Here is a 17275-nt window from a genome sequence, read left to right on the forward strand (position 1 = left end):
GACACTCGGCCGGTCAACTCGACGGCGGGATATTAAATTCACCCACTCAATTTTCGGATGGTGCCCCGGGCCGGACTTGAACCGGCACAACGCGAACGTCGAGGGATTTTAAATCCCTTGTGTCTACCAATTCCACCACCAGGGCAACGCAATCAATGCGATGGTAACACCACCTGCTCTAACGACCTGCGCCGTGAGAACGAGGCGTACTTTAACGGATTAAGATTTTAGGTCAACAATAAATTTTATCTTTTTTATTCATGCGGTTAAAAAGCAGACTCAGGCGAATACTCCGCACCCAATTCGACCGTTCCATGTACACATCCATCACTCTTACATGATGTTTTTTCTCAACGTACTCTCCATGAATGCCCTTCAACAGAATAGTGGTCCCCGAGAACGAGAGGATAAAATAATGAATTTATCAACAATTTTATAAACCACTTCGGCAAATGCTCTCATTTATAGCAAAAAAAATCTTCATTCTTGTACCTCGCTAACATTTCACTGATCCGATGTGTTGTTAGTATTTATTCATGGCGCTAATCATACCATTGAGCAAAAGTGGTTTTGATGTTTGTTTTTTGCTTATTAAACGTTGCTATTACTAGCAAGTCTAAACATTCAAAGGTTAATAACATCATGAATAAAATGACAAAAGTTGCCTCACTCGCAGTGGCGATGGCATTTTCCGGAGTTTCCAACGCTGCCATTGGGGATTACAAAGTAGTCCTCATTCACGGTTTCCAACCTGATCAATTGCAAACTCAACCTTCGCGAACGCAAGTTGAAACAGAAGGAGCGGATTATTGGAAAGATTATTGGATGCAATACGCCGATGCGCGGATTGACTGGCCTTCGCAAGAGCGCGTCGAAGGTAAAATTACCAGTGATTACGTTTGGCCGAAGCTTCAAGAGTTGTCGAGAAATGGGACATGCCAGCCGGGTTGTATCTTAGTGACCCACTCTACCGGTGATCTTGTCGCAAGGTATCTCCTTGATAACCAAGAGAACTGGCTAACTAACGCAGGGCTTACTCCCCTCAACGTCGTTGCCACCTTCGACTTCGCAGGTGCCGGTGGTGGCTCAGAGCTGGGTGATATCGTCATCAATATTACGGAAGGTGGCGGCTGGACAAACAGTGCCATGCGCTATGCTATTTCGCTCTGGCTTGGTGATACTCCAAACAAAAACAACACTGGAGTGTTAAACGACCTTAAAGTCTCAAATGCTCGCCAAATAGCGATGCTGCCTGATCACCGAATTCCTCGCATTCGTTTTGTCGGCAATGGCAGTGATTATTTTAAAGCAACAGCAAGTTTCTTACCGGGCAAAGACGATGGCGTTGTAGCCGCACACTCATCCTGTGGTTCTTCTAGCTCCGGCAGTTTCGACAGTTGTTCGACTCACTTAGCGATGGACGGTAAAGTATCTTCACAAAGTAAAAGCGTAACAAGCTTGATGCCTAACCATTACCCTTTCATCATGGGAAATGGCTACAGCCACAGCGAAGTGATTGGCTCAAAGCACAAAGGGAAAGTGACGTCTAGCAACACTTCTGTTGCACTCGCGGACGGTCACTCAGTCAAAGTCGATAGCTATCAACAAAATGGATGGTTCGGCAGTAAGTACATTTATGTTCAAGGTTCCCAACAAGATACAATGTCTGAGATTGCTGCAGGATTATAACTAAGTTCAGTTTAAATCCGTACAGGAGCCAAGCAATACATCGTTTGGCTCTGTTTACCCACAGTGGATGATTCAAGAGATTGAATATGAACAACAAAAAACTTATTGCCCTTGTTGCGTTCGTAACGCTCGGTGCTGTCACACTCTTTATTTTGAAATCCCCCTCCGACGAACCAGAAACGTCGACTCAAACTGCAATATCCCAAGAGCTCATGCCACATAAGCAAGCTTCTTCTATCGTTAAGCCAAGCCAAGTAACAACAGAGCCAGCCAACGTAGAGTATGACGATTCTCCGCTGATAGAGGATATTACTTCTTCGCAAGATCTCGAGTTAATCGCAGTGCGTCACGAGCAAGTTTTACAATACCCCTCATATTCCCAGCCCATCCTTGGAGAGAATAGTCCTTATTTAGATTGGAACCATTTTGAGGAAGTGCCCGTTCCCGTATTAGATGGAAAAGACACAGCGACACTTAGTTTAACCAAGTATCGCCACTTCTTCCCAGACGATATCGAAGTCAATTTGAAATCCTCTAGCAATATAGTGACAGCGTCACTAGATGTCGAAGATATTGAGCAGCAAAAGACACTCGCCACTTTTACGATGGAAGAAACCGGCTGGCGTATATCCCCAAAACCTGATTGGCCAGAAGAGTTAAGGCTGGTTGCACATATCACTTTTGAGCAAGGCGAAGACGTCATTAGTACTGATTTACGTCTCTTTCATTCTGTCGCAAGTATTGTCAATGTAGGCAGCGGCACGCCAAAAAATACTGATATGATCATTCCTATTACGTTACAAATTGATAAAGCTGGTATCTATCGAGTAAGGGGGAACCTGTATCAATCGAACGGCTCCGCGATTGCGTCATTGGTGCACAAGCAGCGTTTATCGGAAGGAGAGCAAACCATTGAGCTTAAGGCTTTCCATAAAGTCCTTTTAAAAGGCAAAACGGATTATGAACTGCATGACATCATGATAGAACGCATGTCTGGATTTCCGGGAGAAAAAGCGCAATACGGTCAAAGCGAAAGCGAAAGCGAAGTATATCCAATCGGCGCGTTTGATTCCGGTCTTCTCTCTGATGAGCCTTATGAGATGAGTGATAAAGAAAAACAACAACTTGAGTTTCTTCATCAAGCATCAAACTAACTTTGTCCGCACTTTATGTGTCCGTACTCAAGCGCTAAGCTCGCTTGAGTACAAACAAAAAACCTTCACTTCACTTATCAAATTTCACCCTGAATTTAGTCCTGCTCATTTCATCGGTTTTTCATATTTCATGTCTAGAGTTTTAAATTGACAAAGACTAAGAAGAAAAACGTGAAGCCATTAAAACGATACCAATACGAACGCTACGCCGTGCTGTGTAATCTCGCCTACCCCAGAGTCTTTAAACAGACCCGCTATGGGTTTGACCCTAATGGGCAGCGGATCATTAAAAACGAATTTGGCAAAACCATGATCCGTGTTTTGTGGAGTAAAAAACGTACAGAGGTCGTTGTGGTTATTAAAGGCTCGCACAGTATTACTGATTGGTTGCTGAACTTTGTTATGTGGACTCGCAGCTGCAAGCGATTAGGACTTAACTATCGCATCCATGCAGGTTTCTACCATTTGTTGTTTCAAGAAAGCCAACCTTCTCGAAATGAAGATCGTCTTGGTTTGAGTGTGATTGAACGACTAGAAGCCACCATTGTACCTCTGATTCTACAGGGTAAGCGCATCACCATTACTGGACATTCGTCGGGCGGCGCAATTGGCAGCGTGTTTGCCGACTATATCGAACGTAAGTACCCAAAAAGCATCAAACGAGTGGTGACATTTGGTCAACCAGCGATTGGTGATTGGACATTCAAGAAACGCTATCGTTTAAGCCACAAAACCTATCGAATCTGTTGCGACATCGATATTGTTACTTTTATGCCTCCGGTACCTTTTCTTTATTGGCATGTAGGTAAAATGTTGTGGCTTTATAATGGAAGAATTTATGAGAACACGCCAACGTTAATGCGCCTTGGGCGTTCTTTGGTAAGTTGGTTGATCCGCCCTTTTTCCTATCACTTAATGAGCAAGTACATTCGCAACAAAGACTTCTTTGATGAGCGTTAATCCATTACTTCGCTTTCTTGTGATTCAGCGACAGATACAAAAAGAGCCAGTATTAAACTGGCTCTTTGTTCTTGGTTCAGAATTACAAAGACGCAATTTCTTTATCAAGTTGGTATTTGTTGTCAGTAACGATGCGCTCTAATACTTCGACGCGCTGCTTCAGGTCGTCTATTTGTTTGTTAAGACCATCTCGCTCTTCTTGATTCATCAGTTTACGCTCAGAGATTTCGAGCGCTTTTACTTCCTTGCGATGATTAAGAATCAACTTAACGATACCACCACCGAATATTGCACCGAATATAATCGCAATAGTTGTAACTTCCTGCATAGATTCCTTTCCTTAATCTGCCTACTGATAATGCTCAACAATAAAGTTACGCATTTGTTTCATGAATATCAAATAAGACATTGATTAAATGCATGCTATTTTCGAAATTGGTCACACCTGTAACTCTGCACTCGAGATTATTTAACGCCAACCCAAACAGAAACCGATCCGCCGTTCACTGGGAATTCCGCCCATCCACTAGCGTTAGTCCATACTTCTTCGGTACGAATACCTAGTTTATCGACATAACGTGTGCTCGGTGAACCCGTGTACATCCACTTTGTTCCGCCAGGACCATCACTCATGATAACCGCCATAGAGTTCGGATGTTCCGCATCCCCTTCTCGTGTCCAACCAATCACATCCCAGTGGTCAAGGTAAGAATGTTGTTTACCATAAGCATAATCTTTACGTGCTTTCACCAATTGCTCAATGTAAGGCACTTTCACCATGTTGATGTCGTGCCCTTTATCGCTGTATTGTGCACCGTAGTAATCTGCGTAGAAGACTGACGGATAACCTTCCTCACGAAGCAAAATGAACGCGTACGCAAGTGGTTTGAACCACCAATCCACCGGAGACTCTAAGGCCTGTAGTGGTTGCGTATCATGGTTCTCAACCAGTGTTACTGCTTTCACTGGGTTGTCTTTCATTAAGGTGCCATCCATGATTCGGCGCATATCGAAGTTGCCACCAGAGCGTGAAGCGTTATAGAAGTTCATATGTAACGGAGCATCAAACAATGACATGCTGCCAGAAGTCTTAGTGATAAAGTTGTGCAGATTGTTCACGTCGTAGTTCCAGTACTCACCAACGGTAAAGAGCTCTTTACCCGTTTTCTTACGCAAGTAATCGATCCACTCTTGTAGGTACTGATATTTGATGTGTTTAACCGCGTCCATTCGGAAGCCATCAACACCTGTCATGTTTAAGTACCATTCACCCCAATCTTTCAGCTCTTGCTTTACTTCTGGGTGATCCATGTCTAAGTCTGCGTACATGAGGTAGTCATAGTTGCCTTTTTCAGAACTGACTTCCCAATCCCATGCTTTACCATCACCTTTGAATTTAAAGATCGCTTTCTCTTTACCTGCGTCATCCCAATCGACGCCATCAAAGTGATACCACGTCCAATGGAAGTCTGAGTATTTATCGTTACGTCCTGGGAAGCTAAATTCAACCCATGCTTCAATCCATTTATCGCCAAGTTCAATATTGCGGTTATTCCAATCCACACGCTTGGTATCGACCCACGACTTGCCATCTGCACCGCCACGATGGTTGAACACTACGTCACCATAAATTTGGATATTGTTTTTGTGTGCTGCTTTGATGGCATTTAGATATTGGTCTTTGGTGCCGTACTTAGTTCGTACCGATCCTTTTTGATCAAACTCCCCTAAGTCATACATATCGTAAACACCGTAACCAACGTCGTTGCTACCACCTGCGCCTTTATATGCTGGTGGCAACCACAGCGCTGTAAAACCGTTGTCGGATAGTGCTGGCGCATTGTTTTCAACTTGTGTCCAGAGTGCGCCGTCATTTGGCACATACCAATGGAAATACTGCATCATAGTTCCATTTTGTGCCGCCAATACCGGCGAACTCAGCAGCAAAGTTAAAGGTAAAAGTGTGGGTTTAAGGTTGAATGTTTTCATTATTTTTCTCTCACGTTTTAGAACGAAGTTCGAACTTAGAGAGCCAACATGACGACTGGAAGAGATCCAACTAACCGTCTGTTGTACAACAAAAAGTTCGGACTACAATCGTGGAGAAATTATCACCAATCACCCTCTACAATTATTGAGTTGTGTAACATTTATAAAACCAATAACTAATTGAGCGCAATTATTGAATCACGATCAAATAATCAGGGAGGAGATAACCAAAAAGCGTAGCGAAATTGAGACTTAAGCGATGAATTATCATGCTTTAAAACGAAAAAAAGCCCGTCATGATGACGAGCTTTCGAAAATAATGGAGGCGCCTCCCGGAGTCGAACCGAGGTCCACGGATTTGCAATCCGCTGCATAGCCACTCTGCCAAGGCGCCTCAACTGGAGCGACACACGAGGTTCGAACTCGTGACCTCAACCTTGGCAAGGTTGCGCTCTACCAACTGAGCTAGTGTCGCATAATTTGAGATGGTGACCCGAGCCGGAATTGATGGTCCGACACTCGGCCGGTCAACTCGACGGCGGGATATTAAATTCACCCACTCAATTTTCGGATGGTGCCCCGGGCCGGACTTGAACCGGCACAACGCGAACGTCGAGGGATTTTAAATCCCTTGTGTCTACCAATTCCACCACCAGGGCAACGCAATCAATGCGATGGTAACACCATCTGTTCTAACGGCCTTCGCCGTGAGAACGAGGCGTACTTTAACGGATTAAGATTTTAGGTCAACAAAAATTCTTATAATTATCAACCAAATGAACAATAATCACCCTTTTTGACTGAAACGCAATCGTTAAGTTCAATAATCACCCATTAATATTGAGCTAACCGTACCATCTCACAGTGTCAACCAACCTGTTAACCATTGCTTCACAAACAAACGACCACACTAACCGCTATCTATCAGATAAACATCAGCTTTTATCCTTCTGCCTTCCGCAGGTGAACACTGTGTACACCTCTTAACAGTTATTTTTGAATGCGCATTCTTTAGTTAATTCATATTTTCAATGACTTAAGGTTTGGTTCATTTCTTGCTCTCAAGTGGGCAACCAACGCACAGTCTTTTGGGTGAATAATGCTAGCGTCACCTTAGAAGCTCGTTTGGTCAAGGAATGAGGGTTCTGCTCTTAAGTCGCTGATTAAGTGTCAGTCATACCGTAGACACTATGGTGTGTTCAGCCGCTCATATAACCCTCTTGTTCAAACTTTCGAATAAAAAGAAGGTCAATGATGGAACGATTAATACACAGCCGATTAAACAAGGTAATGAGTGTCATCCTTGTCAGTTCGGCAGCATTGTATGGCGTAACGAGTCATTCTCCTGCTCAAGCGGAAGCCTATAACCTCTCACCAACAGAAAAACTCTGTATGGCAGACGCTTATTTGCAAGAGCCGGGAAACTCATTACCAAGAGATGCTTTAAACTGTACCGCTAATGACGTCGAGATCACGCAAGTGATTCCCGTCGATCCGAATGCAGAATGTAACCTTGGAGATACCTTCTCTTTCCAAGCTGACGTTACCGTGCGAACCAACGCAAACGAACGATACGACACCACCTTTTATCTTCCTTTAACTGAAGCCAGCCCTCAGGTCGTTCAAGGTAATTTTAGAAACTGTAGCATGATCCTACCCGTGCCAGGAGGAAGTGGTGAGACTGCTGATGCTCAATTGGATGGCGACGCATGTGGTGACATCACTAAAGCTTTAGGTCCAGACGAATATACACTGCTTAACGAAACCATTACCATGCTCTGTTCAGATAACGACGGCGACAACCGAGCCGACTTTACCTATTGTGCAGCATGGGATAATCAAGAACGAGATAACTGTACGATCGATGAAGATCCGTATGCTGGTCAGATCCCAAACACCAAATCTAAATGTAACTGTGACACCTTTAATATTGATGTGTTCATCAAGCCATCACCACCAGATATCGTAAAATCTGAAGGTGCGCCTAGCTCTCACCCAGAAGCAGGCGGCGAGTTTACCTTTAACCTAAGCTTCACTAACCCTAACGCCCAAACATCGTTATTCATTAGTGCATTAACCGATGAAATCGACATCAACGGCGATGGAACTTATGACGTTAGCTTCGATCTTTGGGGTGCGACCTCAAGTCCTGCAATGGCTGACGGTGTTTACCTTACATCGACTAACTGTCCAGTCGGAACACCTCTGTATGAAGTGGCTCCTAGCGCAACCTACAGTTGTGAGTTTAAAGTCTTTGTCGTAGATAGTGACCTTCCGGATATACCAAATCCTGAGCTCTATAAAGACGTTGTCAAAGTAACGTTGCTAGACAAAAACGGCGATCCTGTGGTTAATGGCGATACTTGTCCAATTGGGGTTGGCAACGCGGCACTTGGCGATCGTTGTAGTGTCGAACGACAAGTACAGATTACCAATGTCCCACCAGCGATTAGCGTTGTTAAGTCAGCTGATAAAAATGAAGTACTTGAGCCTGGAGAAAATGTCACATTTACGTTCGAAGTCACTAACGACTCCGGTACATTTGATTCTCCTATCGAACTCGTGAGCTTAGTCGACACCATCTATGGTGATCTAAGCGCAATTGGGGCTGAGAGTGACTGTCTTGATAACCCTGTAACGATAGCATTTGGTGCAACATACAGCTGTACCCTAAGTGTCTATGTTGCTGGCGATGCAGGTGATAGTTTCACAAATACAGTAACAGCAACTGCGAGAGACAACGAGAGTGATACCGCGACAGACATGGATTCTCACACTATTTTGGTATTGGATGTACCTTCTATGATCACTCTAGAAAAAACAGCCAATCCGACATCAGTGTTTGAAACGGGTGATAACCCAACCTTGTTCAGAGATGTTGATTACACCTTCTACTTTACGGTCAAAGACACGATAGATGACGTCTCAACATCCGATACTGTGGTCTTCTCTAGCCTAAATGACGACCGTTTCGGATCACTCACAGACGAGTGTATGGTAGACATGAAAAATGGCGGCGCTATAACGCCAACCGGGTTAAACGGGTTTGAGTTAGACCCAGGCGAAACAGCAAGCTGTACCATCACATTACAAGTCCAAGGTAATGCCGGTGATAGCCACGTTAACGTTGCCACTATTAATGGTACTGACGAGGACAGTCTAGGCGTAAGCGCAATGGATGATGCAACAGTAACGTTTGATCCACTTGCTCCAGATACGGATATTGCCTTCGCACTTAGTGGTTTGATCATTATTCAACTTACCAACGCGTCTGAAGTGGACAATGTCACGTTAACTGGTTTGACTCTGCGTGGCATTGATATTATCGACGGTAATGGCAATGCCAATTTTACCATCTTTAATACTCAAGGCGGCACCCACAGTGGTATGACATATCCACCTTGTAACATCGGACAAGAGCTCGGTTACAGCGGTTCTGGCAACAACGTTTACACCTGTGCGTTTACTGTAGAACTTCGACCTGGTCTGGAAAATACCGACCCTATTACCTTCCAAGCGCAAGGTGTACTTGACGGTATTGTAGCAACGGTTGAAGACGATGATGGTGATGCGTTAACCAACTTCGTATCTATCGAAGTCAACACTGTCGAGTAACCAACACATAGAACTTGACGTTCTTAACATTAAAGGGGCAGCGTCATTGCCCCTTTTCTCAGTCCATACAAGGGGATATCACTATGTTGAAGTATGGAAAAAGCATTTACGCTATGCTGCTGTCGGTTCCGCTGGTCGTTGGTTGCCAACCAGCCAATGATGAGAAAGTTAAATCCGAATTAGCGGCATTAAGACAAGAAGTAAAAGACTTAAAAGCACAGGTTGAAAGCATTAACTCAGACATTGAGTTAGCTAAAGAAAATGCAGCCAAAGCAGCCAAACCAAAATTCAGGACTTTACCCGATCAAAAAGACTTTGATGGCAATGGAACTATTCCGTCTATGGGTGATGACAACGCGACAATCGCGATCATCGAGTTTTCTGACTACCAATGCCCTTACTGCAAACGCTTCACCGACAACACATTCGCAAAGATTAAAGAAAACTATGTCGAGTCAGGAAAGGTTAAGTACTTAACAAGAGACTTTCCACTTGGGTTTCATCCACAAGCTAAAGGTGCCGCAATTGCTGCCAATTGTAGCTTTAAGCAAGGTGAGTATTGGCCAATGCGACACGCTTTGTTTTCAAATATGCGCAACTTAAATACCGCTTTGTACCAAAAAACCGCAAGTGACTTAAAGCTGGATATCGACAAGTTCTCTGCATGCCTTGAAGATCCTCAAATGGCAAAAGATGTAGAAAACGACATTGCCCTTGCATCCACTCTTGGTATTCGGGGGACGCCAAGTTTTGTTGTCGGACGTATTGAAGAGGGTCAATTAGTCGGCGCACAACTGGTTGTTGGTGCACAAGATTATCGCGTGTTCGCCGCACTGTTTGAAGATCTTCTTAAAGCGCCTAAATAGCCGTTTCACTTAGCGCTAATATAAACCAAAAGAGGCAATAGCTTTTGCTATTGCCTCCTCTATCGCGCAGATCTGCAGATTCTATTTACTGTTTCCTTTTCCCTTATGACCGCCGCCCTCACTCGTGCTGCTTAACTGGATGGAAACCATTGCGGTCGCTGTATTTTGACCATCAGATATTGTGTAGCTAAAGCTATCGCTCCCTTTAAAATTCTTCGCCGGTGAATACACTAAGCGCCCAGAACTGTTTAAACTGACTGATCCCTTAGAGCCTTGAGTAAAGCCAACGACTTGCAGTTTATCTCCATCAGGATCACTGTCATTTGCAAGCGCATCAATCTCGGTCACCTCTTTTGCCGTCAACACAACTGAGTCGTCGTTAGCAATGGGAGATAAATTTGCGATCACTAGGATGCGATATTCGACAACGCCATTAGCCACGCCTTCACCGCTTTCCGTTGATAACGCATGAACTTGAATCGAATACTCACCCTCGGTTGCATTCTCTGCAGAAGTAACCATCACCTCAACATTCGCCTTCTGCCCAGACTCAAGCGATAGTTGGCGAGTCGAGCTATTCCATCCGCTTGGTACATCTGCAGAGATTGTGTACGACACAGAGTCGCATTCAGGACCATTCTGGCTCGTCAACGTCGCGGAATACACCAAGGTGTCACCGGCGTTCCCCTCTTGAACCAAAGAAGAAAAGGTTAACAACGGAGGGCTTAGCTCACAAGTAGGCGCCAAGTCAGCTACTTTATAAACACTGCTCGCTCGTGCATTATAACTAGCGTCTCGTGTATTGGTTGCTATCGCGTCAATGCTGTAACTTCCTGCTTCGGCCGAAACGTCAGAAGTAACACTCAAACTAATAGATGTCGTTTCACCCGAAGCTAGTGAAGCAACGCTGTTAGTCGTAACCCACCCTTCAGGCACATTGGCATTGATTTGAAAATTTGCTGGCTCACACGCTTGACTATCATTATTGGTAATCGTTGCGGTGTAGTTAGCTATTGCTCCCGGTTCGAACTCCGCCGCTGAGTTTGCAACGAGCGTTAACGTTGGATTAGCCATCTCACACGTCTGAACGCTTGGTTCAATTTGATAAACCGCTGGAATACTGGTGACCAATGCTAAATCAGTGCTATTTTCCGCCTTCAGCAGCATGTCGTAACTGCCTTCTTGTGCTGAATCACTCGACGTTACGCTAATTTCTACCGCTTTCGTCTCACCAGAAGCCAGCGTCAAAGATGCATGCGTCGATGACCAACCAGATGGCATATTTGCGCTCACATTAAATGACGTTGTCGAGCAAGCCTTCGTATCGTTGTTCGTCACGTTCAACTTATAAGAGGCTGAAGAACCAGCAACGCCGCTCACCACTTGACTGGAAGCAAGAGCAATTGAAGGGCTTGCTTGCACACACTGTTCATTATCAAAGGTCACATGTACGCTAGCTGCATTGGCATTTGCCCACTCTGTCGTAATGGTAATACCAACTTGAACATCAGTATATGTTTGGCCGACAAGCAGAGCGGATTCATCAAGATCTCTCAGACCACTATTTGGAATCATATCTAGCATCAAGTTACTTTGTGGGTCATCTTCTGTCGCTAAGTGGAAAATTACCCCTTCCGTAATGCCCGATTTGCCTTCAAGAAAGCTATCAAACCCAATCGCTTGGCGATACTCAAGGTAATACCACAATGGTTTACCCGTTACTTCATCTGTGCCACGTCTAATTTTCAATCCTTTGGCACCACCACTACGCGGTGTTTCAACAGGTTCAAGTAAATAGCTGCCGTCAGCCTCAACAGAAACAACGTTTCCTGAGTTTGTACTGATCCAGCCTAAGAGCTCCTTGCTAAAGGCATTAAAATGACCAGTGATGCCCGACATACCCATGATATCAAGCGCATCACCATATTCTGCCGATGCACATCGATCACCAATAATGTCAGAACCACAATCTAGATCTTTGGCGTGATGTAAGCCAAAGTTGTGTCCAAGTTCATGCCCTACAGTGCGCAGAGTTAAAGAGCCATTCACATAAGCTTTTGATGGATTACCGCCAACGGTTCCTTTGCCTGTCCAACCGCATGTAGAGTTTTCAGGAAACACGTAAACAATCCGAGCATAATTACCAAAGTTAACGCCATTGTCTCGAGCAACATCTTCAGCGGCAGTGTGAATTGTCCAAGTGTCACACGTAGCATTCATCGGCAAGGTATAGTAACCAACCACGTCGCCCGTTAACCATACTTGGTTATCTGAGTTTTCTTTATAAAAGTCATTAACTTGGCCGAACACAAGCTCTCGTGTTTCTTCGACTGACCATGGTGTCTGCGTGTTATCTAGAAAGTTCAATAACATCACCAAAGTAAGCTGTTCACCAAATGAACTCGCGGTTACTTGTGTCGAGCCAGTCCCGTCTGTAGAAGTCGTGTTACTACCATCAGCCAAAACCAATACATTAGATGGGTCCTGATTCAATGCCAACACATCTAATTTTTTACCCGTTTGCTTGATGTTGACCCCGCTAACGCGTACGTTGTTGCCATCTCGCAACCCCTTAGCGACCGCGTGATTGGGAAATTTGACTTCGATTCGCGTGTTTCCAGAATTCAAGATGTAACGAAGACGACTGGAGTGCGTTTTCTCATCATCTTCATAAAACACTTCCAAAACGCCTTCTAACTGCTGCTCTTGCTCAACAAAGCCTTGAAGCTCTGATGGAATAATCTTGCGTTGCTTGTTGTTAAAAGTGACTCTTGTTGCAAGGTCTGAGTCGATGTCAGCCAATTGTGCAATAGTTTCCTGTCTCGACTTGAGCAACATTAATGCTTCTGAAAAATAACGTAATTTAGCTTCGCCATCATTATTCTTGTAATTATCAATCGCGACCAATAGCTCTGAGTTCTTCTGCTGTATTTTTCTTTTAAAACTTCTTTTATCAACAGAAATTTTCTCTTTTGATTCATGTACATCAAAATGTGTATGGTGGTGTTGGTGAGTATTTTTATTAGTTACATCATTTACATATACAGCCAAAGTGTTTGACGAAAATATAGCAAGGGATATAACAGCAAGTTTTAGAACGAATCTTTTATTTAAATTAACACCATTAACTGGTAAATAATTATTAAAATTAAACATAATTATATTTTAGATTTATATCTTATTATGGATAGAGAACAACAACGTCTTATGACTTATGATTCAAGTCAAAACGGGTTACTGATTTGCTTGCATTTCTACTACAGAAAGCCGTTCGACCAAGTACGACATTGCTAAAATCAATGAGCAATAATACCCTCACCTATTTTTACAGAATTCAAATCTACATAGAGTGACGCACATTACTATAACTTCACATGGCGTATCTATGCGCATATAAAGAAATAGAACTGTATTAGGTGTTAAATTTAAAGTACAAGTAACCCAAGGTTAATCTGAGTTATATTTAACCTGAACTTTAATTTTGGAGGACGCTGTAAGTAACTAATGCAACGATGTGGATATAAAATCCTTATAATTATTAATTCAATTTCATAATTATTACTTCCTTTAAATATCTCTCGAAGGAAATATTACCAAACAGAATGATTAAAAACCAAACAATTCATAACTCAACCTAATAGTTTTTAAAATGCATTTTTAAATCATAATGATAGAAAGCAACACAATACTGTCTTATTAATTCGATAGACTGGATTCCATGTGATCTACCTCTAAACAGACGTTCTCTGTAGGATTACAAGGTAAAAAACAAAAAGAGCCGCATATGTCAGCGGCTCCTAGAGTCAATACTCTTACCTTCTAAGCACAACAGTTACAGTTGCGCTTATAGCGGTCCATTTTACCTATGCCTGGGTTAAAGGTGTTGGTCGGGTCAAGTTGATGATAGAACTTTTGTAGCGAGTTTTCTGCTTCATATAAGTGACCTACGTTGTGTTCTGCTGGGTATTTCGCGCCACGACTATTTAGGTGCTCCAGCATCAGTTTCTTCATCAGCTTGGTGTCTGTACCCTTCTTAAAGATGTAGTCTTGGTGGAACACATAACACATGAAATGCCCATAATAGAGAGACTTAACGAGGTTCTTACTTACTTCCTCAGGTAATGTTTCTAACCATTCTTCATCGTTACGACGTAACGCAATGTCGAGAGCAACAATGTCTTCCACTTCCTTGCGGTGAATGGTTTCGTAACGAATTGCTGCACCTGCCGCTGCAAAACGGTGTAGATACGCTTTCTTACCCTCTTCTGGTGTACATTCGAAGAAGTCACTATCGTGCTCAGCTGCCCAAACCTCTTTGAGGTATTTCTGCGCTTCGGCAATACCGCCGTCACTCATTTTAAGTACAAGATGGTGCTCGTACTTATCACGGTATTCCAACATGCGCTTAGGAAGGTGCTCTGGGAATAGCTTGCTTGCGTAGTAGAGAATAGTATCTGGCAGGTATTTACTGACTAACGGTACACGCTCTAAGAAGTTTTCAACCTTAGCTTTTAGCGAGAACATCTTAGGCAGATTGTCCGTGCCTAATAAATCGATAGAAAGGAACACATCTTTACCGTATTTTTCCGCCATGTTGAAGATATCACGGTGAAGGTACTCACCCATTTCTGGTAAGTTTTCGAATTGAGTAAGGAAGTCTTTTCTCAGCTTGGTCAATTTCTCTGGATCGTTAGTGCCTAAATAGAACACCTGCTCTTTCTCTGGGATTGGATAGCTGTCGACTCGAACCGCAAACACGCCCAGTTTACCCGCACAACCGCTCGCCTCGTACAGACGGCGTTCGTCGGCATTAAAGCGTGATGGAATATCAGACGTCACATCACGGACACGTTCATCGTATTCTTTATCCGACGCCATACGTTCATCATGAATCACTTTATCTGGGTCGAAATTACCATCTTGGATGTTCTGTAAGATCTCTTCAGGCGTCGAGCCTAATCCTTCAATACCAAGGTGGTTAACAAGATTGAGCTTACCGTCTTTGTCCACCTGAGCGAATATGGCTAATTCTGTGTAAGCAGGACCACGTTTAACCAAAGCGCCACCAGAGTTGTTCGCAATACCACCTACAACTGTTGCTCCAAGAGAAGAAGAACCAATCACCGAATGCGGCGCGCGATTAACTGCTCGCAACTCTTTTTCTAACGAATGCAGACTCGCCCCCGGAAGACAAACAGCTTGCTTACCCCCGTCTAACAGATAGATTTGCTTCATCTTGGTGATATTGATCACCACCACATCGCGGTCGTAATCACTACCACTTGGCGCTGAGCCTTCGGTCAGACCCGTCTTAGCCGCCTGCATGATGATGATGCAATTATTGTCGACACATTGTTGGATGACCTTCCACTGCTCTAGCAGAGTCTTAGGAAAAACCACCGCCAACGCCGTGCCGCTTCCTGAGCGAAAACCGCTGCGATAATACTTGGTTTTGATTTGATCGGTAAGGACATTTTCTTCCCCGACAATGGTGACAAACGCGTCGATGAGCTGCTTCTGTTTCATATCCGTATCTCTAGTTATTATGCCCAGCCAATATAAGTAGTCCGAATCTGAACGTCCATGCCACCAAAGTCCGATAACGACGCCCAGATCAAGTTAACTACATTAATTACCCATACATTCAATCACTTAAAATTCTTAGAACTGTAAAATCAACAAAGAAACTTATCGTTTCCAAAAAGAAACAATAGCAAAGTACATTGTTAACAAATGTACACGATATCGAAGAACAAGAAAGTTAAAAGGGATGACAAGGCTTTGTATTCCTGACCTTGTCAGAATATTGATTCAGAACAAAACCACAACATGTGAATACCATGACGTTATAGCAGCGTTATATGGCTGTGACATTGCCGATCAGTGAAGAAAATAGTTAGAGTGGAGAGTTTAAAATTTAGAGCAAATCCCTTCAATCAAAGGAGAATCACTCCTTTGAGAAAAGTTGAGTCACTAGAATTGATGGCTACGACTTTGAAAGCACTGATAGAGATGCTCGATAAAGATCTTAATCTTTTCTGGTTGCTGGCGGGTGTATGGGTACACGGCATAAATACCCAAGCACTTAGCCGTTTCGTCTTTAAACAACTGAATCAGTTTACCTTGCTGTAAGTCTTCATAAACCAGCACCCGAGGCACATAAATAATACCTTGCCCTAGCAAAGCGACGTTACGTAACGCAGATGAGTTATTGGTACATAGATTCCCATCTACCTTAACCTGATACACCTCATCATCACGCTTGAAAACCCACTCACGTGCACCTGTTTCTTGATAGGCGTAAACCAAACAGTTGTGCTTAGTGAGATCGTCCGGCGTTTTTGGTTTGCCATGTTTGGCTACGTACTTGGGCGATGCACACACAATCCAGTTTGCATCAACAAGCTTGCGTGCGATTAGGCTTGAGTCTGGTAAAACCCCAGTACGAATGGCTAGGTCAAAACCTTCGTTGACGATGTCAGCAAACCGGTTGTCCAGTTCCATATCAATGTTGATATCAGGGTAAGCTTGGTTGAATTCAGAAATAACCGTAGGAAGGATAAGTTCACCAGAGATGGTCGGAACGGTAATCTTGATGTTGCCGGATAGGCTCTTACCTAAACCAACAATGGATTCTTCTGCAGTTGCGACGGCTTGGTAAACGCTACGCGCATGTTCGAAGAAGGATTGCCCTGCTTCTGTCAGTTTTAGCGTGCGAGTGGTTCGATAAAGCAGTTGAACGCCTATCTCCTGCTCTAATTTGGCAATACGCTTACTGACGACCGACTTAGTAAGTTCCATTTGTCTTGCTGCGGCGCTGAATGAACCTTGCTCAATCAAATGATAGAAAATAATGTAGTCGTCGGTATTTCTCATGTGTCTTCACTGCTTCCTTGTTGAAGAACATATTGTAAAGGGCTTTAAAGCTAAATGCTGGCTGAGAAGTCACACTTGAGAAGCGCATCTTTCTGTATGCAAACACTCAACGAGTGCTTGTTCAGC

10 protein-coding genes and 4 tRNA genes are annotated in these 17275 nt (G+C 43.6%); 5 read left to right on the plus strand and 9 right to left on the minus strand.

What is annotated here, in order from left to right:
- Positions 1–58 precede the first annotated feature (58 nt).
- Positions 59–145 (minus strand) — tRNA-Leu (locus tag OH463_RS10220).
- A 497-nt stretch (positions 146–642) separates the two neighbouring features.
- Between OH463_RS10220 and OH463_RS10225 the strand changes: the two genes are divergently transcribed.
- The 3 genes from OH463_RS10225 (at position 643) to OH463_RS10235 (ending at position 3803) form a co-directional block, all read left to right on the plus strand.
- Positions 643–1689: a hypothetical protein gene (locus OH463_RS10225; RefSeq protein WP_269991206.1), complete on the plus strand. Its 1047-nt coding sequence runs from the start codon at positions 643–645 to the stop codon at positions 1687–1689.
- A gap of 86 nt (positions 1690–1775) precedes the next feature.
- Positions 1776–2843 carry a hypothetical protein gene (locus OH463_RS10230; RefSeq protein WP_269991207.1) on the plus strand — a complete coding sequence of 356 codons (1068 nt, stop codon included), beginning with the start codon at positions 1776–1778 and terminating at the stop codon, positions 2841–2843.
- 171 nt (positions 2844–3014) lie between these two features.
- Complete coding sequence (locus OH463_RS10235; RefSeq protein WP_110415787.1) at positions 3015–3803, plus strand: lipase family protein; 789 nt, start codon at positions 3015–3017, stop codon at positions 3801–3803.
- Positions 3804–3885: 82 nt separating this feature from the next.
- Here OH463_RS10235 and OH463_RS10240 read toward each other — a convergent pair whose 3' ends face one another.
- The 5 genes from OH463_RS10240 to OH463_RS10260 all read right to left on the minus strand — a co-directional run bounded on the left by OH463_RS10240 (position 3886) and on the right by OH463_RS10260 (position 6451).
- Positions 3886–4131: a nitrite reductase gene (locus OH463_RS10240; protein ID WP_269991208.1), complete on the minus strand. Its 246-nt coding sequence runs from the start codon at positions 4129–4131 to the stop codon at positions 3886–3888.
- Between the two features lie 137 nt (positions 4132–4268).
- Positions 4269–5792 (minus strand): alpha-amylase, encoded by a 1524-nt coding sequence (amyS, locus tag OH463_RS10245; RefSeq protein WP_005446966.1) that lies wholly within the window; start codon positions 5790–5792, stop codon positions 4269–4271.
- A gap of 320 nt (positions 5793–6112) precedes the next feature.
- Positions 6113–6186 (minus strand) — tRNA-Cys (locus OH463_RS10250).
- 5 nt (positions 6187–6191) lie between these two features.
- Positions 6192–6267, minus strand: a tRNA-Gly gene (locus OH463_RS10255).
- A gap of 97 nt (positions 6268–6364) precedes the next feature.
- Positions 6365–6451: transfer RNA gene (locus tag OH463_RS10260), tRNA-Leu, on the minus strand.
- 592 nt (positions 6452–7043) lie between these two features.
- On the opposite strand from OH463_RS10260, the gene OH463_RS10265 reads away from it, so the two are divergent.
- Positions 7044–9407, plus strand: a complete 2364-nt coding sequence (locus OH463_RS10265) for a DUF7507 domain-containing protein (protein WP_269991209.1) — start codon at positions 7044–7046, stop codon at positions 9405–9407.
- An 83-nt stretch (positions 9408–9490) separates the two neighbouring features.
- Positions 9491–10273: a DsbA family protein gene (locus OH463_RS10270; RefSeq protein ID WP_269991210.1), complete on the plus strand. Its 783-nt coding sequence runs from the start codon at positions 9491–9493 to the stop codon at positions 10271–10273.
- 81 nt (positions 10274–10354) lie between these two features.
- Here OH463_RS10270 and OH463_RS10275 read toward each other — a convergent pair whose 3' ends face one another.
- From OH463_RS10275 to OH463_RS10285, 3 genes are all read right to left on the minus strand, one after another.
- Complete coding sequence (locus tag OH463_RS10275; protein ID WP_269991211.1) at positions 10355–13111, minus strand: Ig-like domain-containing protein; 2757 nt, start codon at positions 13109–13111, stop codon at positions 10355–10357.
- A gap of 981 nt (positions 13112–14092) precedes the next feature.
- Positions 14093–15799, minus strand: a complete 1707-nt coding sequence (gene dld, locus OH463_RS10280; RefSeq protein WP_269991212.1) for a D-lactate dehydrogenase — start codon at positions 15797–15799, stop codon at positions 14093–14095.
- 447 nt (positions 15800–16246) lie between these two features.
- On the minus strand, positions 16247–17149 hold the full coding sequence (locus OH463_RS10285; RefSeq protein ID WP_269991213.1) for a LysR family transcriptional regulator: 903 nt from the start codon (positions 17147–17149) through the stop codon (positions 16247–16249).
- Positions 17150–17275: the final 126 nt, after the last annotated feature.

The sequence above is a fragment of the Vibrio sp. NFR genome, from assembly GCF_027587095.1.
GTDB lineage: Bacteria > Pseudomonadota > Gammaproteobacteria > Enterobacterales > Vibrionaceae > Vibrio > Vibrio harveyi.

Excerpts from the sequence above, each read along its gene's own strand:
- amyS (WP_005446966.1), bottom strand. The coding sequence starts at position 5,792 with ATGAAAACATTCAACCTTAAACCCACACTTTTACCTTTAACTTTGCTG.
- OH463_RS10230 (WP_269991207.1), top strand. The coding sequence starts at position 1,776 with ATGAACAACAAAAAACTTATTGCCCTTGTTGCGTTCGTAACGCTCGGT.
- dld (WP_269991212.1), bottom strand. The coding sequence starts at position 15,799 with ATGAAACAGAAGCAGCTCATCGACGCGTTTGTCACCATTGTCGGGGAA.
- OH463_RS10285 (WP_269991213.1), bottom strand. The coding sequence starts at position 17,149 with ATGAGAAATACCGACGACTACATTATTTTCTATCATTTGATTGAGCAA.
- OH463_RS10265 (WP_269991209.1), top strand. The coding sequence starts at position 7,044 with ATGATGGAACGATTAATACACAGCCGATTAAACAAGGTAATGAGTGTC.
- OH463_RS10240 (WP_269991208.1), bottom strand. The coding sequence starts at position 4,131 with ATGCAGGAAGTTACAACTATTGCGATTATATTCGGTGCAATATTCGGT.
- OH463_RS10270 (WP_269991210.1), top strand. The coding sequence starts at position 9,491 with ATGTTGAAGTATGGAAAAAGCATTTACGCTATGCTGCTGTCGGTTCCG.
- OH463_RS10225 (WP_269991206.1), top strand. The coding sequence starts at position 643 with ATGAATAAAATGACAAAAGTTGCCTCACTCGCAGTGGCGATGGCATTT.
- OH463_RS10275 (WP_269991211.1), bottom strand. The coding sequence starts at position 13,111 with ATGTTGCTCAAGTCGAGACAGGAAACTATTGCACAATTGGCTGACATC.